The organism is Rhodoluna sp. (genome assembly GCF_024641065.1).
In the GTDB taxonomy this organism is placed as follows: domain Bacteria; phylum Actinomycetota; class Actinomycetes; order Actinomycetales; family Microbacteriaceae; genus Rhodoluna.
Genome location: NZ_JAHEDV010000005.1, coordinates 1 through 20,472 on the forward strand (window position 1 = coordinate 1; position 20,472 = coordinate 20,472).

Consider the following 20,472-nt stretch of genomic DNA (forward strand, 5'->3'; position numbering starts at 1 on the left):
GCTAAGACCTCCAGCGCCGATGGTACTGCAAGGGTGACCTTGTGGGAGAGTAGGACACCGCCGGACTTAATTTATGGCAATGGCCACCTTTCGAGGTGGCCATTGTCGTTTAACATGCATAACTCTTTCTGAAGAGATCAAAGCCCACCCCTGCGGTGGGCTTTTTGCGTTAGGTGAACTATTGATAACAATTTGGTAGGTTAACCTACTAAAAATGTTCGTTATTCTCTATGCTGAAGACATGCCAACTATTGGGAGCGAACCGGGGGTCTAGGAAACTAGAAGGCGAGCTCCGCTACAAAAGGGGATTTGGCAGAAGAATAGCCCCGGACTTATGTCCGGGGCTATTCTTCTTAATCCGTCAATAGGCGAGGATATTTAGGGTCTTCCTCTAAGGATTGCCTGCTTTACCTCAGCAATGGCCTTGGTGACCTCGATGCCACGAGGGCAAGCCTCGGTGCAGTTGAAGGTGGTGCGACAGCGCCAAACGCCCTCTTTGTCGTTGAGAATGTCGATGCGTACGTCGGCTGCCTCGTCACGTGAATCAAAGATGAATCGGTGTGCATTGACAATAGCCGCCGGGCCAAAGTACTGACCGTCTGTCCAGAACACTGGGCATGAGGTGGTGCAAGCAGCACACAGGATGCACTTGGTGGTGTCCTCAAATTTTGAGTGCTGAGCTGCGCTCTGTAGGCGTTCCTTTTCAGGGTTGTCGCTGGCGATCAAGAACGGCTTGATGTCACGGTAAGCCTGGTAGAACGGGTTCATGTCTACCACTAGGTCTTTTTCAACTTCTAGACCCTTGATTGGCTCAACATAAATTGGCTGAGTGATGTCTAGGTCTTTGATCAAGGTCTTGCAAGCCAGGCGGTTGCGACCGTTGATTCGCATCGCATCTGAGCCACAAACACCGTGTGCGCAGGAACGACGGAAGGTTAGTGAACCATCCATCTCCCACTTAATCTTGTGTAGTGCGTCAAGCACACGGTCTGTGCCGTGGACCTGAACATCAAAGTCTTGCCAACGTGCTTCTTGGCCATCTTCTGGGTTGTAGCGACGCACAAACAGAGTTACTTGGAACGATGGAACCGCACCCATAGCTTCAAAGGCGGTTGGAGTTGAGGCTGCAACAGTCATTAGTACTTACGCTCCATTGGCTGGTAGTTAGTGACAGTAACTGGTTTCCAGTCGATCTTGATGTTCTCGCCTGGTTTGGTGACCTTCTTGTTGGTCAGGTAAGCCATCGAGTGCACCATGAACTTCTTGTCATCACGAGTGGCGAAGTCTTCACGGAAGTGGCCGCCACGGCTCTCGCGACGCTCGCGTGATGTAAAGGCAAGTACCTCAGCTAGATCGAGCAAGAATCCTAGTTCGATTGCTTCAAGCAGATCGGTGTTGAATCGCTGGCCCTTATCTTGAACTGAGATGTTCTCGTAGCGAACTCGCAATTCAGCAATCTTCTCGAGAGCCTCGTTGAGAGAATCTTCTGTGCGGTAAACCTGGGCATTTTTATCCATGGTGTCTTGCAGTTCTTTACGAAGCACAGCAACCTTTTCGGTGCCCTTTGAGTTTCGAACCTTCTCAATCATCGCGATGACCTCGTCGGCAGAATCAGCAGGAACCGGAACGTGCTTGGCATTCTTTGCGTACTCAACCGCGGCAATACCGGCGCGCTTGCCGAACACGTTGATGTCTAGCAATGAGTTTGTGCCCAGGCGGTTGGCGCCGTGAACTGAAACACAGGCACATTCGCCGGCGGCATAAAGGCCTGGAACAACCTTCTTGTTGTCGCGCAAGACTTCGGCCTGAACGTTAGTTGGAATTCCACCCATCGCGTAGTGAGCGGTTGGGAAAACCGGGACAGGTTCGGTGTAAGGCTCAACGCCAAGATAGGTGCGAGCAAACTCTGTGATGTCAGGCAGTTTCTCGTCAATGACCTCTGGTGGAAGGTGGGTCAAGTCTAGAAGGACGTAGTCCTTGTTAGGCCCTGCGCCGCGACCTTCACGAACCTCGTTAGCCATTGCACGCGCAACCATGTCGCGTGGAGCAAGGTCTTTGATTGTAGGCGCATAGCGTTCCATGAATCGTTCGCCAGACGAGTTGCGCAGAATTCCACCCTCACCGCGCGCGGCTTCAGAAAGCAAGATGCCCAGACCTGCAAGGCCGGTTGGGTGGAACTGGTAGAACTCCATGTCTTCTAGCGGAAGACCCTTGCGGTAGATGATTCCAACGCCGTCACCGGTTAGTGTGTGCGCGTTCGAAGTGGTCTTGAAGATCTTGCCGAAACCACCAGTAGCAAAGATGATGCTCTTGCCCTGGAAAACGTGTAGTTCGCCGGTAGCAAGTTCGTAGGCAACTACGGCTGAAGGGCGCTCTTCGCCATCAACCTTGGTCATTACTAGGTCTAGAACATAGAACTCGTTGTAGAACTCGATGCCAAGCTTTACGCAGTTTTGGTAAAGAGTTTGAAGAATCATGTGACCGGTGCGGTCGGCTGCATAGCAAGAACGGCGAACTGGCGCTTTACCGTGGTCACGAGTGTGCCCGCCGAATCGGCGCTGGTCAATCTTGCCATCTGGGGTGCGGTTGAACGGCAAGCCCATGTTTTCTAGATCGATAACTGCTTGTACTGATTCCTTTGCAAGAATCTCGGCAGCATCCTGGTCAACCAAGTAGTCGCCACCCTTGACAGTGTCGAAGGTGTGCCATTCCCAGCTGTCTTCTTCAACGTTTGCGAGAGCCGCAGCCATACCGCCCTGAGCCGCACCAGTGTGGGAGCGAGTTGGGAACAGTTTTGAAATAACCGCAGTCTTAGCGTGTGGGCCGGCTTCGATCGCTGCACGCATGCCGGCGCCTCCGGCACCAACAATTACAACGTCGTACTGGTAGTGGTGAACCTTTGGAGTTGCGTTGGTCACTTTATGAATTCCTTAGAAGCTACTTAGCCGAACAGAACGATGGAAGAAGCTCGGCAGCTGCGCCTGCAGGGCAAGGATCGAAGGTGAAAATCACCAAGGTTCCTAGGGTGACCAATACCGCGCAGATTGCCCAAAGTGAGATGTTCAGGGTCTTAGCGATTTTTGGCTTGCTGGTGTAGTCGTTAACCAGCGTGCGCATGCCGTTGGTTCCGTGGATGAGAGCCAGCCACAGCATTAGTAGGTCCCAAACTTTCCAGAATGGGTCAGACCACTTGCCGCCAACAAAGGCAAAGTCGATTGCCTTGATGCCTTCACCGAGGAATAGGTTTACGAAAAGGTGACCGAAGATTAGGACTACAAGCACCACGCCTGATGCACGCATGTACATCCAGCCATACTTTTCAAGATTTGCGCGCTTGCGGCTCCGAGGGCTGCGAGGTTGTTCAATAACTACAGACATTCGATACCCCTTAGAACAGACCTAGGTTGAAGACGTGATCAAGGTGACGCGGAGCGAAACCCAAGAATAGGGCTGCGGCGATGCCAATTACGATCCAGAACATTACGTTCTGGTACTTGACGCCCTTGCGCCAGAAATCGATCAAAATCACGCGAAGGCCGTTTAGTGCGTGGAACAGAATTGCTGCCACTAGGCCAAGCTCTGCAAGTCCGATTAGAGGAGTCTTATAGGTGCCGATTACAGCGTTATAGGCTTCTGGGCTCAATCGCACCAAAGCAGTGTCAAGCACATGGACAAGTAAGAAGAAGAAAATTGCGACTCCGGTGATGCGATGCAACACCCAAGACCACATTCCAACTTTTCCGCGATACAAAGTACCTGCTGGCATTGATGGCACGAGAATCCTCCGATTAGGCAATATTTTCGACGGCGAAAAACGTTTTAAGTCTACGCCTAATGGTTGGCCGCCCTAACCGATTTTGCCCTTATTTGGACTAGGGTTTTGATTGTTATGGTCAATCAGCGAAACCCCCAAGATCGATTCTTCAGCATCATTCCAGCCGGAGGCATCGGCAGCCGACTCTGGCCGCTTTCGCGCGCCTCGGCTCCGAAGTTTTTGCATGACCTTACCGGTTCGGGCCAGACCCTTTTGCAAGACACCTGGGATCGACTGACGCCGCTTGCCGGCAAAGACCGCATCCTTGTTGTGACAGGAAAAGTTCACAAGTCTGCTGTCTTGGAGCAAATTGAAGACTTGTCGACCGACAACCTAGTTTTGGAACTTTCACCAAAAGATTCGACTGCGGCCATTGCGCTCGCGGCAGCAATTTTGATGAAGCGCGAACCCGATGTCATCATCGGATCATTCGCTGCAGACCACGTGATCAACGAGGATGAGAAGTTTCGCGAGACTGTTCGGGAGGCGGTTGAAGCCGCGGCAACCGGCAAAATTGTGACCATTGGTATTGAGCCGACTGAGCCATCCGTAGGCTTTGGCTACATCAAAACTGGCGAATTGCTTGGTTTGTCGGCGGCGCCGAATTCAAGGCATGTAGTCAAATTTGTCGAAAAGCCAAACATCGCCAAGGCTCGAAAGTACGTTGAATCAGGCGAGTATCTATGGAACGCCGGTATGTTCATCGCGCCGGCAGCTCTGCTCTTGGAGCAATTAGAAAAGTCTGAGCCTCAGCTTCACGCCTCAATCATGGAACTGGCAAATGCCTGGGACACCGAAGATCGCAAAAAAACTTTGGAACAGATTTGGCCAAAACTCAAGAAAGTGGCGATTGATTACTCGGTTGCCGAGCCTGCTGCCGCTGCCGGATTGGTCGCTGTTGTTCCAGCGAACTTCACCTGGCACGACGTTGGCGACTTTGCCGCCATTGCTGAACTGCAATCACAGGGACGCCGCGGAAATTTAGCCGTACTTGGAAACGCCAAAGTTTTGGCTGATTCATCAAGCGGAATTCTGGTTAGTGATACGGATCGCCTCATTGCTCTCATCGGTGTCGAAGACATCATCGTGGTCGATACCCCGGATGCTCTTTTGGTGACCACAAAGGAACACGCTCAGCGTGTGAAAAGCTTGGTTGACGCACTGAAGGCAACTGGACACTCGGACGTTCTGTAAATGCTACTCAAGCAACTTGCCCCAATAGCACTTGTTTTAGCCCTTACCGGCTGCGCCGTGAGTGAGCCCGAGCCGTCGGTTGTCGCGGTTGATTTCGAAGCCTGTTTTTTGACCGGAGTTTCAACCTTCGAGGAATCTACGCTGAACCAAGCTCTGGATATCTCGATGCACCAAGCCCAGGTCGAGTTTGGCATCAAGATTCAAGTGGCTGAGTTGGTATCGGGTGCAAAATCATCTGTGATTAGCCGCCAAGCTCGTAAGTTCGTGACTTCTGGCTGCAATCTTGTTGTTAGTTCGGGTGTTGGTTCACAAGCTGCTTTCGAATCAGTTGCCAAGGCTAACCCTGAAGTGGACTTCTTGTTGTTGGATGCCGAGGCCACAAAAGATCAGGTCGATGCTGGTGAAAGCGGATTGGCGAACCTAGAACTCTGGGATTTCGATGAGTGGTCGGCGGCGTTCGAGGCTGGTTATCTTGCGGCTATGAAGGCAAGTTCAACCGTCGGGGTTTGGCACCAGAACCAAACCGGAGAATCGGCCAATATTCTCGATGGATTTAGGGAAGGTGTCGATTTATTCAACGTTGACAATGCAGCAGCAGTTGAGGTTTTGGTATCGAAAGACCTAGACGCGCTGGAAACAGCCGACGTTGTTTTAGCCACCCGTGAGTTGTCGGCTGCTGAATTGAAAGATGCTGTTTGGCTTTACCTAAAGATGCAACCAGAACAATTACTCATCGACGGAGTAAAAACTTCACTCACCGGTGAGTTTGCCGGCACCGCCGCTAAAGTGGGCAAGGCTGGCGGATATTTTGTGTTCAGTACTAAAGCGTTGCCAAGCGGAGCTGCTGGCCAGATTTCAAGACTTGAAAAGTTATTCGCTGACGGCACGATCGTCGGCCCCTAGTAAGCGCCAAGAAAGAGAACACAATGGCAAAGTTTGATATTCGCGATCTACCGAAGATCTCGCTGCACGATCACCTAGATGGGGGATTGCGCCCAGAAACAATTCTTGAACTTGCTGCAGAAATTGGCCTTGAACTTGCGGCCACTGATGCCGCGGGGCTCAAGAAATGGTTTTTCGAGGCAGCCAACAGCGGATCTTTGCCAAAGTACCTGGAAACCTTTGATGTCACGACCGCAGTGATGCAGACCCGTGAAAATTTGGTTCGCATTGCGCGCGAATACGTGATTGACCTTGCCAATGACGGTGTTATTTATGGTGAAGTTCGCTGGGCCCCAGAACAACACCTGCGAAACGGCTTGACCTTGGATGAGGCTGTTGAAGCTGTGCAAGATGGTCTAGAAGAGGGTGCCGCGCTGATTGAAAAGCAGGGTGGTTACATTCGAACCGGTCAGGTCATAACAGCAATGCGTCATGCTGATCGCGCTCTTGAAATCGCTGAGCTTGCCGTTCGCCAGCGCGATGGTGGCGTGGTTGGTTTTGACATCGCGGGTGCTGAGGCTGGGTTCATGCCGGCCAAACACAAGCTGGCTTTTGACTATCTTGCTGCCGAATTGATGCCAGTAACTGTTCACGCAGGCGAGGCTGACGGTGTCGAGAGCATTCGTGATGCGATCGTCAGCGGTCGCGCACTTCGTCTTGGCCATGGCGTTCGCTTGATCGAGGACATCATGTTCAGTCGAACCGAGGAAGACACCGACATGGTGGTTTTGGGCCAGGTGGCAGAGTGGGTTCACGACCGAGGAATTCCACTAGAACTTTGCCCATCGTCAAACCTTCAAACCGGCGCTATTTCGATGCTCGGCGACACCATGCGCGAGCACCCGTTTGATGTTTTCTATGACCTTGGATTCGCCGTCACTGTAAACACCGATAACAGGCTGATGAGTGGCACTACGCTGACTCGCGAAATGGAGCTATTGGTGGATGCCTTTGGCTATGGCATCGAGGATCTTGAAGTCTTCATGACTAATGCTGCTGAGCACTCTTTTCAACCAATCAATGATCGCGAAGAGCTCATTGAAGTCATTCAAGAGGCCTACGCTGAGGCAGCCGGGCGATAAATTGCGCTTCGCAAATTTGGCTGCTGCCTTCGGCGAGAACTCCATCCAAGTTGGAGCTTTGGCTCTTGATCGGAGTCATGCCGTACAGCTTGCTGGCGATTTATTAGTTGCGAGTGGTCGGGTTCACCCTGACTACACGCAAGAAATGATCGACGTACTTGACTCGCATGGCCCATACATAGTCATCGCTCCGGGTATTGCCTTGGCACATTCCAAGCCATCAAATTTGGTGCTTGAAACCGGCATGAGTTTGGTGGTTTTAGCCGAGCCAATTGAATTCGGAAACAAGGCCAATGATCCAGTGAGATTGGTGTTTGGGTTCTGTGCTGTCGATCATGATTCTCATCTCGGCCTGCTGCAAGACCTGGCAATTGCGCTGTCAGAAGAATCTTTTGTGAATTCCCTGTTAAATGCGCGAGATTCCGAACATCTCCGCAGCCTGCTCTGACTCAATCAGGCAGAATGGAATTATGAAAATTATCGCTGTGTGTGGAATGGGTATCGGGACTTCAGTTCTGCTGAAGATGAATGCCGAGAAAGTTCTGCGCCAGATGGGAATCGACGCAACTGTCGAAGCCACCGACATGAAAACAGCTCGTGAATCTCGCGACGCTCAAGTAATTTTGACAACACCTGATTTGGCTGGGTTGCTGACTGGTCTGCCATCAGAAATCATCACCATCGAGCACTTTTTTGACCTCGAAGAGATCACCAACAAGCTTTCTAAAAGCCTGCTCTAAGCCAAAATTACTTTCATCGCTGCGGTGATTTTTTCTAGTTTTTCTTGAGCCACGTTTTGCTCGCTCGAAACGGTTTGTAGGTAACACTTGAGTTTTGGCTCGGTTCCCGACGGACGAATAATCACTCGACTACGGTCATAAAATTCAAACTTGAGAGCATCCGTGGCAGGTAGTTGTTCGGTGCCAACTCTCAAATCAATAAGTTTTACTGACTGACCCGCAATTTCAAGTGGAGCTTCTATTCGCAGTTTCTGCATGATGCTTTCAATTTGAGCCACTTCGTTAAATCGCATTGAAATTTGCCCGGTGAAGAAATAGCCATAAGTGGCATTTAGCTCTTGTAGATGTTGGGCCAGGCTCTTGCCCTCAGCCAGCAAATCTGCGTGAATCTTTGCCATGAGTAATGCCGAAGAAATACCGTCTTTGTCTGGGGTGCTGCCCAGGTCAATGCAGTAGCCCAGGGCCTCTTCATAGCCAAAAATTAGGTCGGGTACTTTAGCAATCCACTTGAAACCAGTGAGTGTTTGTTGGAACCCAAGACCGAACTTTTTAGCAACCTCGGCAAGAGCATCAGATGAGACTATCGAACTGGCCAGGTTACCTTTTCGGCCAAGAGCAAACGCTTCTTTGGCAAGGTGATTCCCGAGAATAAGCCCAATCTCATCGCCGGTAAGTCTGCGCCAGCCTGCCTCAGAATTCGAATCGGGAATTCCGATGGCGAGCCGATCGGCGTCGGGGTCGTTAGCTATAGCTAGGTTGGCATTTGACTCGCGGGCAATTGCGAAAACTTCATCCATGGCCCCTGGTTCTTCGGGGTTCGGAAAAGCCAAAGTTGGGAATCTGCCATCGGGGATTGCCTGTGATTCGACGACGATTAACTCAGGAAAACCCGCCGCATGGAAGAGGTTCTTGATAGTTAGTAGGCCAACTCCATGCATTGGAGTGTAGGCAATTTTTGTTTGGCGGGTATTTTTAGCAGGCCCGCCCGCGGCCTCAAGTGCTGCGATTACATAGGACTTAAAGAGTTCTTCATCCAAGATTTTGAAATCATCTGACTTGGAGATTTCTTGAAAAGTTCGGCTCTCGGCGATGTGGGCTATTTCATCTGAGATCAGTGAATCTGTAGGAGAGGTTATCTGAGAACCGCCGTTTGAGCCGCCGAGATAGACCTTGTAGCCGTTATCTTGTGGTGGATTATGCGAAGCCGTAACCATGATGCCGGCGCTTGCCTCGAGGTGTTTGGTTGCAAAGGCCAGCACCGGGGTGGGGGTGTAGTCAGCGAAAAGAAAAGTTTCGATGCCGGCCGCTGCCATGATCTGTGCCGAATCGATAGCGAACACTTTGCTGTTGATTCGACCATCGAAACCAATAACCACAGACGGTTTTTCGCCGGCTGCCTTGTGCTCGTTCAAGTAGGCAGCGAGCCCAGCCGCAGCTTGCGCAACCGAAACGCGGTTCATTCGGTTTGATCCGGCACCGAGTTGACCCCTCAAACCCGCGGTTCCAAATTTCAGGGGCTTCGACATTCGAGAATCTAATTCCTGAAAGTCTCGATTGTCTATTAGCTTCTGAAGCTCGGATTTTGTGCTCGGGTCAGGGTCTTGGTCAGCCCACCTTTGGGCTGCGCTAAGCAGTGCATCCTGGTTCATTCTTAAATCCTGTTGATTATCGTGCTTAGTAACTCGCTGATGCGGCTTTCGGCGTCGCGCCCGGCTTGAAGGACCTCATCGTGGCTGAGTGGGGAGGTAGATATTCCGGCTGCCAAATTGGTGATTAGTGAAAGTCCGAGAATCTCTAGGCCAACTGACCTTGCTGCGATTGCTTCGAGGGCGGTTGACATTCCGACTATGTCGCCACCAATAGCCTTGGCCATCTGCACTTCTGCCGGGGTTTCATACTGTGGGCCGCGAAATTGACAGTAAATTCCCTCGTCTAGGTTTGAGTCGATTTCGCGCGCAAGTTCACGCAACCGCTTTGAATAAACCTCGCTCATGTCTACAAAATGAGCGCCCTCGAGAGGCGTTTGCCCAGTCAGATTGATGTGATCAGAAATTAGCACCGGTGTGCCTGGTTTCCAGGCGGAGTTAATTCCTCCCGCTCCGTTTGTCAGAACCAGTGTTTTGGCCCCTGCAGCTGCGGCCGTGCGAACGCCGTGCACTACTGCTGCAACACCGCGGCCTTCGTATAGGTGAGTGCGGGCGCCCAAGGCGAGCGCATACTTGCCGCTCTCTAACTTGATTGAACGAATAGTTGACACATGCCCTGGCACCTCAGGCGCATGGAATCCCGGCAGGTCAGCGGCCGAAATTGTTGCAACGGTCTGGCCGACTAAATCAGCAGCTTTTGCCCAACCCGAACCCAGAACCAGAGCTATTTCGTGCTGCTCGACACCCGATTTTTCACGGATAATTTCGGCTGCCGCTGTGGCTAGTTCAACTGCGCTGTTCATGCCTAGAGTTTAGCGATTGCGCCCATTGTTCTGGGTAGTGCTGGCAGAATGGTCAGGTGAGTAATGCAGAGAAAAAGAAACACCACATCGTAATTATTGGCGGAGGCCCTGGCGGCTATGAAGCAGCCCTAGCGGGAGTTCAGCTCGGTGCCCAAGTGACCCTGATAGAACGCAACGGTGTGGGTGGAGCTGCGGTACTCACCGATGTCGTGCCTTCAAAGACTCTCATCGCTACCGCTGAAGCCGCTCAACGTGTGAGCCATGCAACCACTCTGGGTGTGAAGTTTTCGTTTGCCGGCCAGATCATCAAGCCAAAGGTAGAAATCGATCTCGGTGTTGTAAATCAGCGCCTTCTAGACCTCGCAGCGAGCCAGTCGTCAGACATGCTCGAGACCTTGATGGCAGCTGGCGTTCGTGTTATCAACGGCACTGCCCGCTTGGATGGAAACCACCACGTTGTTGTCGACGCCATTGAGGATGGTCGCTCGGAGCGCATGGAGGCTAAAACCATCATCGTTGCAGTTGGAGCGCATCCGCGTCGGTTGCCTGATGCAATGCCAGACGGGGACCGAATCTTCACTTGGACTCAGCTTTATAACCTGACCGAATTGCCCGAGCACATGATTGTTGTTGGTTCTGGCGTAACCGGCGCAGAATTCGCTTCGGCTTACAACGCCCTTGGCAGCGAGGTTACTTTGATCTCAAGCCGCGACAAAGTTTTGCCAGGTAACGATGACGATGCTGCCGACTTGATTGAGCACGTGTTCCGTCGCAACGGCATCAACATCTATAACAACACCCGCGCCGACAAAGTTGTAAACACCGGCCAAGGTGTTGAAGTCACACTCGCCGATGGCAAAGTCATCAAGGGTAGCCACGCACTCATTGCAGTTGGCTCGATTCCAAACACCGAGGGCTTGGGTCTTGAGGAGGCCGGCGTATCGCTGACCGAATCAGGTCACGTAGAAGTAAACAAGGTGGCCAGAACCTCGCGCGCGAATGTCTACGCAGTAGGTGACTGCACCACTTTCTTGCCGCTAGCTTCGGTAAGCGCCATGCAGGGCCGCACGGCGGTCTTTCACACCATGGGTGACGTGTCTGCACCAACCGAGTTGCGCAACGTGGCCTCAAACGTTTTTACGGCTCCCGAAATCGCATCCGTTGGTTGGAGCGAGAAGGAACTAAACGAGGGCAAGGTTTCAGGTTTTGTTGAGAAAATTCAGCTGAACACAAACCCTAGAGCCAAGATGCAAGGCATCGAGGATGGTTTCATCAAATTGGTTTGCTCAACCGGTGGCACAGTAATCGGTGGCGTCGTGGTTGCACCTCGTGCATCAGACCTGATCTACTCAATCGCAGTAGCAATTGAAAATCGCTTGACCGTTGATGAGCTGGCTAAGACCTTTACGGTGTATCCGTCGCTGTCTGGAACCATCAGCGATGCAGCGCGCGCGTTGCACCGACCAAATATCTAGCCGAAAACTTAGTCTTCGAACTCTAGAAGCACAGTTCCAGCTGGGATGGTCTCGCCGACCACAGCTGAGATTGACTTGATGATGCCAGTCTTGTGAGCATTCATTGGCTGCTCCATCTTCATGGCTTCAAGCACAACTACTAGGTCGCCCTCTTGAACCGAGTCGCCAACCGATACGGCAATCTTGACAACTGTTGACTGCATAGGTGCCTTCAACGCGTTGCCAGAAGCGCCGCTGTTAGAAGAAGCTGAACCGTGAGACTTGCGCTTTGGGGCATGGCCAGCAACTGCAGGGCCAGCAACAGAGGCGCCAGCGGCTAGCAAACGCTTAGGAAGTGAAACTTCAATTCGCTTGCCGTCAACCTCGACTACAACGTTGTTTCGTTCAGCGAGATCGGCCGCAGGCTCTGCAACACCTGACCATGCAGGAATGTCGTTGACCCATTCGGTTTCAATCCAGCGGGTGTAAATGCCGAAAGTGTTTGTGTTGTGATCGCCAATAAAAGCAGGGTCATTCACGATTTTGCGGTGGAACGGAAGCACGGTTGGTAGACCGGCGACTTCCATCTCAGCAAGCGCACGACGGGAACGAGCAAGTGCTTCGGCACGAGTTGCGCCGGTAACAATCAACTTGGCAATCATCGAGTCAAATGAACCCGAAATCTCGTCGCCAGCGCCAACACCGGTGTCAACGCGAACGCCTGGGCCAGATGGAGCCTTGAAAACGTGCACTGGTCCGGGTGCCGGCATAAAGTTGCGGCCAGCATCCTCGCCGTTGATGCGGAACTCAAAAGAGTGGCCCTTCACGACAGGGTCTGGATAATCCAAGACACCACCCTCGGCGAGGCGGAACTGCTCGCGAACCAAGTCAAGGCCAGTGACCTCTTCAGAAACTGGGTGCTCAACCTGCAAGCGAGTGTTGACCTCAAGGAACGAGATCGTTCCATCTTGGGCAACCAAGAATTCACAAGTGCCGGCGCCTTGGTAGCCAACCTCTTTAAGAATGGCCTTGGATGATTCGTAAAGGCGGCGGTTCTGCTCTTCGGTTAGGAACGGTGCCGGCGCTTCTTCGACTAGTTTTTGGTGGCGACGCTGAAGTGAGCAGTCGCGGGTTGAAACCACAACAACGTTGCCGTAAGCATCGGCAAGACACTGGGTTTCAACGTGGCGAGGCTTTTCTAGGTATTTTTCAACGAAGCATTCACCGCGACCGAAAGCGGCGATTGCTTCACGGGTAGCTGACTCGAATAGTTCGGCAACTTCTTCAGTTTTGTAGGCCACCTTGATTCCGCGGCCACCGCCACCGAAAGCTGCCTTGATAGCAACCGGAAGACCGTGCTGCGCCACAAACTCGAGAACTTCTTCAGCACCAGAAACTGGGTCAAGGGTTCCTGGGGCAAGCGGGGCGCCTGCTTTTTCAGCAACGTGACGGGCAGAAACCTTGTCGCCAAGTTGATCGATTGCCTTTGGTGATGGGCCGATCCAAATCATGCCTGCATCAATTACAGCCTGTGCGAATGCAGCGTTTTCTGCCAAGAATCCGTATCCAGGGTGAACTGCGTCGGCGCCTGACTTTTTGGCTACGCCCAAAATTTTGTCAATTACCAGGTAGGTTTCTGGTCCGGTGGTGCCGTGCAGGGCATAGGCCTCGTCGGCAAGCTTCACGTGCATGGCATCGCGGTCTTGGTCAGCGTAAACGGCTACCGAAAGAATTCCGGCATCCTTGGCAGCTCGTGCAATGCGAACGGCAATCTCACCGCGGTTAGCGATTAGTACTTTTGTGATTTTCTTCTGCGTAGATGAAGTCATAATTCCCAAGCCTATTGGCTAAAAACCGGTTTTTATTGGCCATCAATCACAAAAAAATTACAAATCTACTGTGAAAGTTGCCATAGTCGACTAGCAAAGGTCGAGCCATGTTGGCTGCTTTGACTATCGGTCGATGTTCCACAGCGAGGTGTATTCAACGCCGAGACTCAAAACAAGCTCGCGAAGAGTAGGTAGCGATAGGCCAATCACCGTGTGTGCATCACCCTCGATAGCCTTCAAGAAGGCCCCGCCAAGGCCGTCGATGGTGAATGCTCCAGCAACTTTTAGAGGTTCTCCGGTTTGCACATAGGCATCGATCTCTCGCTCACTCAGATTTGCAAAATGAACGATTGCACTCGAAACCGAGCCGACAGCCACCTGAGTTTGTGGCGATTCGGGTGACCTGTTGTCGATTACCCAGTGGCCTGAATAAAGGGAGCCAGACTTACCGCGCATGGCTAGCCAGCGTTGTCTTGCGATTTCTGCCTGGTGGGGCTTGCCGAGTGCCTCGCCGTTAAATTCCAAGGATGAATCGCAGCCAATGATTAGCGCGTTTTGTGCATCCGGGTGGTGAATCACTGCCTCAGCTTTGGCTCGGGCCAATAACTGAACCATGTCTGCAGTATTTTGAATGCGGCCATCGGCGAGAGCTTCTGCGGTGAGTGAATCTTCATCCACTCCCGGAGAAATCGTGATTGGGTCGATTCCGCCGGCCCTCAGCAGGGCAAGGCGAGCGGGAGAAGTAGATGCAAGAACTAAACGAGTCACACCGATACTCTGGCACACTTGTCTGGTGAGTAAAACTACAAACTGGGTCGGCCAGAATCTTGAACTAACCATCGAAAAGGTTGCCCACGGCGGCATCTTTGTTGCACGCCACGACGGAAGAGTGATTTTTGTGTCACACGTGTTGCCTGGTGAAAAGGTGAAGGCTGTGGTTTATGAAGACCGTGGCGGTTCATTCTGTCGTGCTGAGCCAACTGAAATTCTCGTAGCCTCACCAGATCGAGTCACTCATTTTTGGAAGCAGGCTGGCCCAGGCGGAGCCGGTGGCGCCGAGTTTGGTCACATCAAGTTAGCTCGCCAGCGTTCTCTAAAAGAGGATGTCATCGAAGAGGCGCTTGACCGCATGGCGGGAATCAAGCTTCGCCCGACCGTTGAAGCGGCCCCTGGCGATGACGAGGCCAATGGCTTGCACTATCGAACCCGAGTTCAACTTCACGTGGATGAGGCCGGCACTGTAGGTCCATATCGTGAACGCAGCCACGAGGTCATCAAGGTGCGAGACCTGCCTCTTGCGGTAGACGAGATTCGCGAACTCGAAATGCAAAACAAAAACTTTCAAGATGTTCGCAAAATCGAAGTTTCTGCATCGAGCACCGGCCAGGTTCAGTGGCGAATTGACAACAAGGTAAAGGGCGATGAGCGTCTCGTTGAGCGCGCAGCTGGTCGAACCTTCAGAATCAGCGGTGGCGGTTTTTGGCAGGTTCACAAAAAAGCCGCAGACGTACTTGCAGCATGTGTAATCGATATGGTTGCTGCAGTCGGAATCGACAAGGAGGCTGACAACCTGGACCTTTATGGTGGTGTCGGCCTGTTTACCAGCGCTCTCGCCGGAAAGTTTGGTAAAGACCTGCGAATGACATCAGTCGAGTCATTCCGACAGGCAACTGACGATGCGACATTGAACCTTTCAGATCTTTCAAAGGTCAAAGCTGTTTGTGCACCCGTTGAGCGATTCTTGAACGAGAAAGTCGGAAACCGCGACAAAGGCGGCAAGCCTGCGAGCCCAAGTGCCGCGACTGTTGTGCTTGACCCGCCTCGCGCAGGTGCAGGCGCGAAGGTTGTTGACCAGTTGCTTGCAGTCGGGCCAAACCACATCATCTATGTGGCTTGTGACCCAGTGGCTTTGGCTCGCGACCTGAAGCAGTTCATTGCCGGCGGTTATGAACTAAAGCAATTGCGCGCCTTCGACCTGTTCCCTCACACTCACCACGTAGAAGCCGTGGCAAGTTTGGTGCGAAAGAAGTAATCGATGCCACCGTCACAGCGAGAAATCTGTGTGGCTATCGTCGATGACCACGATGCCATTCGTTTTGCGTTCAAAGGCGCCTGCGAGGAGTATGGCCTCAGGTTTTGCGGTTCTGCAGCGACCGTTAGTGATTTGATCGACAAACGCGAAGTGCTTGGTTGCGATGTTGTGGTGCTGGATCTATCGCTAGCCGATGGTTCGATCATCACCGATAACGTGAAAGCTTTGTTGGCTGCACAAACCCAGGTTTTGGTATTCAGCATCGCCGACAAAAGACACCAGGTTGCGGCAGCGCTGAAGGCTGGCGCGGCGGCGTTGGTGAGAAAATCACAAAGCATGGATGAGTTGGTCTCGGCAATTAAGCAGGTTGCGGCAGGTCAAGTGGTAAACAACACCGAGACATCAGCGGTGATTGATGCCGACGTCTCGTTCAAAGAAGAAGCAAACCTGTCACCACGCGAACGTGAGGTTCTTTCGCTTTATGCCTCTGGATTCGCACTCAAGCAGGTAGCGCACGAATTGAAAATTTCTGACAGCACTGCCAAGGAATATATCGATCGCGTTCGAATCAAGTATTCGAGTGTTGGACGTCCTACTTCGTCAAAAACGGATCTGCTTCTTCGTGCCATTGAAGACGGAATCATCGATGAGGGTCAGCCATGAGAGTGAAGCTCTTTCGCGCCCGTAAAAATAAAAGTTTTGCGGTCACTCGAATCACTAAGGTGACCTCGAGGGTACTTTCGATTGGTTTGCTGATTTCGAGCGTCGAAATCTACATGAATGCTTTTGCTCAGTTGCCAGTCTTGGGAACCATCTGGGCCCTGGTTGCAATTTCTCTGCACGGAATAGCTTTGGTGGCGGTTGTCTACAGCGCTTGGTTTACCGAAAACCCAAGAACCGGGCAATTGACCTATGCAGCAGTCTCGGCCCTAATACTGATCTTCTGGCAACTGCAGGTAGCTGACGCTGGCGCACTGCCACCTGGTTTTCATCCATGGGTTTGGTGGGTAATTGGTTCGGCGGCAATTACTGCTGCGCTTTCGCTACCGATTGCATTTGGCAGCTTTTATCTCTTTGGTGTGCCTTTGATTTGGTATTTCATTTACCAGTCTGCCGAAGGTGGATCGGCCGAGGCGTTTTCGGCTGCGAAGGACTCGGTCTACACCTTGCTTTTCAGTAGCTGTTTTTCGCTTCTTCTGCTTCTGCTTCGATTTGAAGCTGAAAAGGTCGACCTAGCCAACCAAGAGGCCTCGCGGGCCGAGGTTGAGCGAGCTGCAATCGATGCGGTTGAACAAGAGCGAGCACGTGTGGATTCATTGGTTCATGACAAGGTTCTGACCACCCTTTTGGTTGGGGCGAATGCTCGCACTGATGACGAAATTGTTGAGGCGCGTACGCTAGCTAAAACTGCGATTCGTGCTCTTGAAAGTGACATGTCGTCAACTTACCAAAATGAAGATGCCATCACCGTTTGGAGTTTCTTCGGTGCAATCATGGACTCGGTTCGATCAGTATTCGCTGGCGTTTTGGTCAAAGAATCAGGCGCAAGCGACTTATCTGTTCCAGGTGATGTAGCAGAGGCATTGACTGAGGCAACTTTTCAGGCAGTCACCAACGCCATTCAACATGCTGGGCCAGGCGCCGAAACAGTTGTTCGGTTGAAAGGAACTCCGCACGGGGTAAAGATCGTTATCAAGGATGACGGCCGCGGATTCAGAGTTTCTCGAGTGCCTAAAACACGACTTGGCCTAAGGCTTTCAATCATCAACCGAGTGGAGTCTGTCGGTGGCAAGGTTCGAATTGACTCGGGCCCAGGCCGGGGAACCGCAATCATTTTGGATTGGATTGCCAAATGATCAGAGTTTCGCGCCGCATGGTGGTTTTGGCCGCCGCAGCTTTCGGCTTGTATCCGGTATTTCTTGCGCTGGTTGGCCTCGAAGATTACAGTTCATCGTTTGAAATTTTTGTCGCCATGGCAATCTATGTGGTGTGCATCGTTGCATCGGTAGTGCTCTACGAAAGTGTTGAATTGCCGATTTGGCAAGCAAGAGCAAACGTGGTTGCCTCGGCTGCTGTTCCAGCGCTCGTGCTTGCCAAACTCGACGTTTCGCACGTTGGCACCTATGCCACTTGGTTCGTGGGCGCTATTGCAAGCCTCGGCGCCGCCACGGCATTTAGGGGTCGCACCCATCACGCGGTTTTGATGGTGATTTCTGTAACGCTTCAGGTGGTCATGTGGGGTGGGCCGAGCGCTATCAACAGCACCGGTATCTTTGGTGCGATTATTTTCGTAGTGGTCGGATCGTTGATGTCTCGAGGAGTTTTGGGCGCCATGAAGGCCACCGAAGAAGCTCAGGCCAAAACTTTGGCTATCGTCACAAAAACCGCATTTGTTACTGCAGCCCGCGACGAACACAAAAAACGTATTGCTGCAGCACTTGCCACCGCTTTGCCAGCGCTTGGGCAGCTGGCGCGACTTGAAAATCCTTTGGATTCTGCGGACCAAAAGAAGATGTTTTTGCTCGAATCGGCATTACGAGATGAGATTCGCGGCCGCGGCCTGATGAACGATCGAATTCGCGAGGCGGTAACCGCCGCCCGAAATCGTGGCATTGAAGTCATGGTGCTCGATGAAGGCGGTCTTGATTCAGCAACAGCTGATGAAATCGCCGAGCTACTTGACCAGGTGGCAACTGCCATGGATGGCGTAGCCGAGGGGCGCATAACGCTCAGGGCTCCCGCAGGTGAAACCTGGCGCATAACTTTGGTAGCCACCCGACCTGGCGTTGCTACACCCGATTTGTGGCTCAAGCTCTGATCTGCGCTTTGTCGCTTAAATAAGAAAAGACGAATCTTTCGATTCGCCTTTTCTTTCCCCAATCAGGTTTATCGCCTGACCCCAAGGTCTTTGGTCATTCCCCTGAATTGGACCGAAACCTTATGTTTCAAGTATGGATTGTCTGATGGGAGACCGCGAGCGATTTGCTGTCCCCTCTTATGGGGACAGCAATAACGGTTTAGTTAAGGCCCGAACGATACACGCCGCGCCATTGACCCGGCCCAGGCGTGATCGGGTGCCGCAGTTGAGCAACGTTGCGAGACCACGATGACTGAAGCGGTCGTTCATAACCGGTTGCTGTTGCTGCTTCTTCGGCGTGCACGGCCTCAAGCACTGCAATTACTGTGGCTAGCTCTTCAGCGGTCGGGGCGCCAGAAACTACCTGCAAGGCATCTTGCAGTTCGTGAGGCCCGCCTTCGGCGCTGTGTTTGCCGCTCATTACAGTGGAATGTTTCCGTGCTTCTTAGGTGGCAAGTTTGAGCGCTTGGTGCGAAGTGCACGCAGTGCCTTAATTACCTGGATGCGAGTTGCTGACGGCTCGATGATTCCGTCGAGCTCACCGCGCTCGGCAGCTAAGAATGGTGAGGCCACGTTGTAGGTGTACTCAGCCGCAAGCTTGGTGCGCACGGCTGCGACATCCATGCCGGCTTCTTCGGCTTTTTTAATCTGGTCGCGGAACAGGATGTTGACTGCGCCCTGACCACCCATAACGGCGATTTCTGCAGTTGGCCAAGCAAGGTTGATGTCAGCACCAAGCTGCTTCGAGCCCATAACGATGTATGCGCCTCCGTAGGCCTTGCGGGTGATCACGGTTACCAAAGGAACAGTTGCTTCGGCGTAGGCGTAGAGCAGCTTGGCTCCGCGACGAATAACGCCGGCCCATTCTTGGTCGGTGCCCGGAAGGTAACCAGGAACGTCGACCAAGGTAAGAATCGGAATCGAGAAGGCGTCGCAGAATCGAACGAAACGAGCTGCTTTTTCGCCGGCCTCAATGTTTAGGGTTCCGGCCATAGCCTGAGGCTGGTTAGCCACAATGCCAACGCTTCGACCATCAACACGAGCAAACCCAATGAGAATGTTCGGAGCAAATAGTGGCTGAACCTCTAGGAACTCGCCACCATCGACAATGCCCTCAATGACTGTGTGCATGTCATAAGGCTGGTTTGGTGAGTCAGGGATGATGGTGTCAAGCGCGCGGTCTGCATCGGTGACTTCTAGTTCACCTTCGGGTGCGTAGACCACGGTTTCAGACAAGTTGTTCTCAGGAAGGTAGCTGAGCAATGCGCGGGCGTAATCAATCGCGTCAGACTCGTCTTCGGCTAGATAGTGAGCAACACCTGATCGCTCGTTGTGGGTGCGTGCGCCACCAAGCTCCTCCATGCCAACGTCTTCGCCAGTAACGGTCTTGATGACATCTGGGCCGGTTACGAACATGTTTGAGGTCTTGTCGACCATGATTACAAAGTCAGTCAGAGCAGGTGAGTAAACCGCACCGCCGGCAGCCGGGCCCATGATGATCGAGATCTGAGGGATCACACCCGAAGCCATGGTGTTGCGCTTGAAAATCTCACCGTACTTGCCAAGAGCGATTACACCCTCTTGGATGCGGGCGCCTCCCGAGTCAAGGATTCCGATCATTGGCACACCGGTTGCAATAGCAAGGTCCATGATCTTGATGATCTTGTTGCCGGCAGCCTCGCCGAGTGAGCCACCAAAAATTGTGAAGTCTTGTGAGAAGAGTGCAACCTGGCGACCATTAATGGTGCCAACGCCGGTAACAACTGCGTCACCGTATGGACGGTTTTTATCCATGCCGAAAGCGGTTGAGCGGTGGCGAACATATTCATCAAGCTCAACGAACGAGCCCGGGTCGAGCAGCATCTCAATGCGCTCGCGGGCGGTGTTCTTGCCCTTAGCGTGCTGCTTGGCAATTGCGTTCTCGCCCGCGGCAGTAACTGCCTCGTGGTAGCGGGTGCGTAGGTCTTCTAGTTTGCCCTTGGTGGTAGCAATGTCTGGGTTGAGACGAATTGCACTCGTGAAGGTGTTCTCAAAACTCATAAAACACACTCTAGTTTGAAGTTGGCTTGAATCCTTTGA

The 20,472-nt window shown here is 52.5% G+C and carries 20 protein-coding genes; 10 read left to right on the forward strand and 10 right to left on the reverse strand.

The annotated features are described in order from the left end of the window. Positions 1-378 precede the first annotated feature (378 nt). From Q0L26_RS04480 to sdhC, 4 genes are read right to left on the reverse strand one after another with little or no spacing between them, the layout of a single operon-like run. Positions 379-1,137, reverse strand: a complete 759-nt coding sequence (locus tag Q0L26_RS04480) for a succinate dehydrogenase iron-sulfur subunit (protein WP_296647971.1) — start codon at positions 1,135-1,137, stop codon at positions 379-381. Then, positions 1,137-2,918: a succinate dehydrogenase flavoprotein subunit gene (gene sdhA, locus Q0L26_RS04485; RefSeq protein ID WP_296647973.1), complete on the reverse strand. Its 1,782-nt coding sequence runs from the start codon at positions 2,916-2,918 to the stop codon at positions 1,137-1,139. Before sdhA ends, Q0L26_RS04480 begins: the two co-directional genes overlap by 1 nt. A gap of 19 nt (positions 2,919-2,937) precedes the next feature. Further along, the gene (locus tag Q0L26_RS04490; protein ID WP_296647976.1) at positions 2,938-3,378 is read right to left on the reverse strand and encodes a succinate dehydrogenase hydrophobic membrane anchor subunit; all 441 of its coding nucleotides are present in this window, start codon (positions 3,376-3,378) and stop codon (positions 2,938-2,940) included. A gap of 10 nt (positions 3,379-3,388) precedes the next feature. Then, on the reverse strand, positions 3,389-3,766 hold the full coding sequence (sdhC, locus tag Q0L26_RS04495) for a succinate dehydrogenase, cytochrome b556 subunit (protein ID WP_296648173.1): 378 nt from the start codon (positions 3,764-3,766) through the stop codon (positions 3,389-3,391). Between the two features lie 123 nt (positions 3,767-3,889). On the opposite strand from sdhC, the gene Q0L26_RS04500 reads away from it, so the two are divergent. From Q0L26_RS04500 to Q0L26_RS04520, 5 genes are read left to right on the forward strand one after another with little or no spacing between them, the layout of a single operon-like run. Beyond that, entirely contained in the window at positions 3,890-5,008 is a 1,119-nt protein-coding gene (locus Q0L26_RS04500) for a mannose-1-phosphate guanylyltransferase (protein WP_296647978.1), read from the forward strand. Then, positions 5,009-5,911: a BMP family ABC transporter substrate-binding protein gene (locus tag Q0L26_RS04505; protein ID WP_296647981.1), complete on the forward strand. Its 903-nt coding sequence runs from the start codon at positions 5,009-5,011 to the stop codon at positions 5,909-5,911. Positions 5,912-5,934: 23 nt separating this feature from the next. Then, positions 5,935-7,032 carry an adenosine deaminase gene (locus Q0L26_RS04510; RefSeq protein ID WP_296647983.1) on the forward strand — a complete coding sequence of 366 codons (1,098 nt, stop codon included), beginning with the start codon at positions 5,935-5,937 and terminating at the stop codon, positions 7,030-7,032. Between the two features lies 1 nt (position 7,033). Then, positions 7,034-7,480, forward strand: a complete 447-nt coding sequence (locus Q0L26_RS04515; protein WP_296647986.1) for a PTS sugar transporter subunit IIA — start codon at positions 7,034-7,036, stop codon at positions 7,478-7,480. Between the two features lie 22 nt (positions 7,481-7,502). Further along, positions 7,503-7,772 carry a PTS sugar transporter subunit IIB gene (locus tag Q0L26_RS04520; protein WP_296647988.1) on the forward strand — a complete coding sequence of 90 codons (270 nt, stop codon included), beginning with the start codon at positions 7,503-7,505 and terminating at the stop codon, positions 7,770-7,772. Here Q0L26_RS04520 and Q0L26_RS04525 read toward each other — a convergent pair. Beyond that, positions 7,769-9,421, reverse strand: coding sequence for a phospho-sugar mutase (locus Q0L26_RS04525; protein WP_296647990.1), 1,653 nt, complete (start codon positions 9,419-9,421; stop codon positions 7,769-7,771). The two genes, Q0L26_RS04520 and Q0L26_RS04525, sit on opposite strands and share 4 nt — an antisense overlap. A gap of 2 nt (positions 9,422-9,423) precedes the next feature. Next, on the reverse strand, positions 9,424-10,221 hold the full coding sequence (locus tag Q0L26_RS04530) for a purine-nucleoside phosphorylase (RefSeq protein WP_296647992.1): 798 nt from the start codon (positions 10,219-10,221) through the stop codon (positions 9,424-9,426). 56 nt (positions 10,222-10,277) lie between these two features. Between Q0L26_RS04530 and Q0L26_RS04535 the strand changes: the two genes are divergently transcribed. After that, on the forward strand, positions 10,278-11,696 hold the full coding sequence (locus Q0L26_RS04535) for an NAD(P)H-quinone dehydrogenase (protein WP_296647995.1): 1,419 nt from the start codon (positions 10,278-10,280) through the stop codon (positions 11,694-11,696). A gap of 8 nt (positions 11,697-11,704) precedes the next feature. Here the strand turns inward: Q0L26_RS04535 and Q0L26_RS04540 are convergent, their stop codons facing one another. Further along, complete coding sequence (locus Q0L26_RS04540) at positions 11,705-13,504, reverse strand: biotin carboxylase N-terminal domain-containing protein (RefSeq protein WP_296647998.1); 1,800 nt, start codon at positions 13,502-13,504, stop codon at positions 11,705-11,707. 123 nt (positions 13,505-13,627) lie between these two features. Beyond that, a complete protein-coding gene (locus tag Q0L26_RS04545; protein WP_296648000.1) occupies positions 13,628-14,272 on the reverse strand; it encodes a nucleoside triphosphate pyrophosphatase in 645 nt (214 codons plus the stop codon). 25 nt (positions 14,273-14,297) lie between these two features. Here Q0L26_RS04545 and Q0L26_RS04550 point away from each other — a divergent pair, with 25 nt between their 5' ends. From Q0L26_RS04550 to Q0L26_RS04565, 4 genes are read left to right on the forward strand one after another with little or no spacing between them, the layout of a single operon-like run. Beyond that, the gene (locus Q0L26_RS04550; protein ID WP_296648003.1) at positions 14,298-15,536 is read left to right on the forward strand and encodes a TRAM domain-containing protein; all 1,239 of its coding nucleotides are present in this window, start codon (positions 14,298-14,300) and stop codon (positions 15,534-15,536) included. Between the two features lie 3 nt (positions 15,537-15,539). Beyond that, a complete protein-coding gene (locus Q0L26_RS04555) occupies positions 15,540-16,199 on the forward strand; it encodes a response regulator transcription factor (protein ID WP_296648005.1) in 660 nt (219 codons plus the stop codon). A 59-nt stretch (positions 16,200-16,258) separates the two neighbouring features. Continuing rightward, entirely contained in the window at positions 16,259-17,392 is a 1,134-nt protein-coding gene (locus Q0L26_RS04560) for an ATP-binding protein (RefSeq protein ID WP_296648008.1), read from the forward strand. After that, positions 17,389-18,354, forward strand: coding sequence for a hypothetical protein (locus tag Q0L26_RS04565; RefSeq protein ID WP_296648010.1), 966 nt, complete (start codon positions 17,389-17,391; stop codon positions 18,352-18,354). The genes Q0L26_RS04560 and Q0L26_RS04565 overlap by 4 nt, the downstream gene beginning before the upstream one ends. A gap of 199 nt (positions 18,355-18,553) precedes the next feature. Here Q0L26_RS04565 and Q0L26_RS04570 read toward each other — a convergent pair whose 3' ends face one another. Then, entirely contained in the window at positions 18,554-18,814 is a 261-nt protein-coding gene (locus Q0L26_RS04570; RefSeq protein WP_296648013.1) for an acyl-CoA carboxylase subunit epsilon, read from the reverse strand. Beyond that, on the reverse strand, positions 18,814-20,433 hold the full coding sequence (locus tag Q0L26_RS04575) for an acyl-CoA carboxylase subunit beta (RefSeq protein ID WP_296648016.1): 1,620 nt from the start codon (positions 20,431-20,433) through the stop codon (positions 18,814-18,816). Before Q0L26_RS04575 ends, Q0L26_RS04570 begins: the two co-directional genes overlap by 1 nt. Positions 20,434-20,472 lie beyond the last annotated feature (39 nt).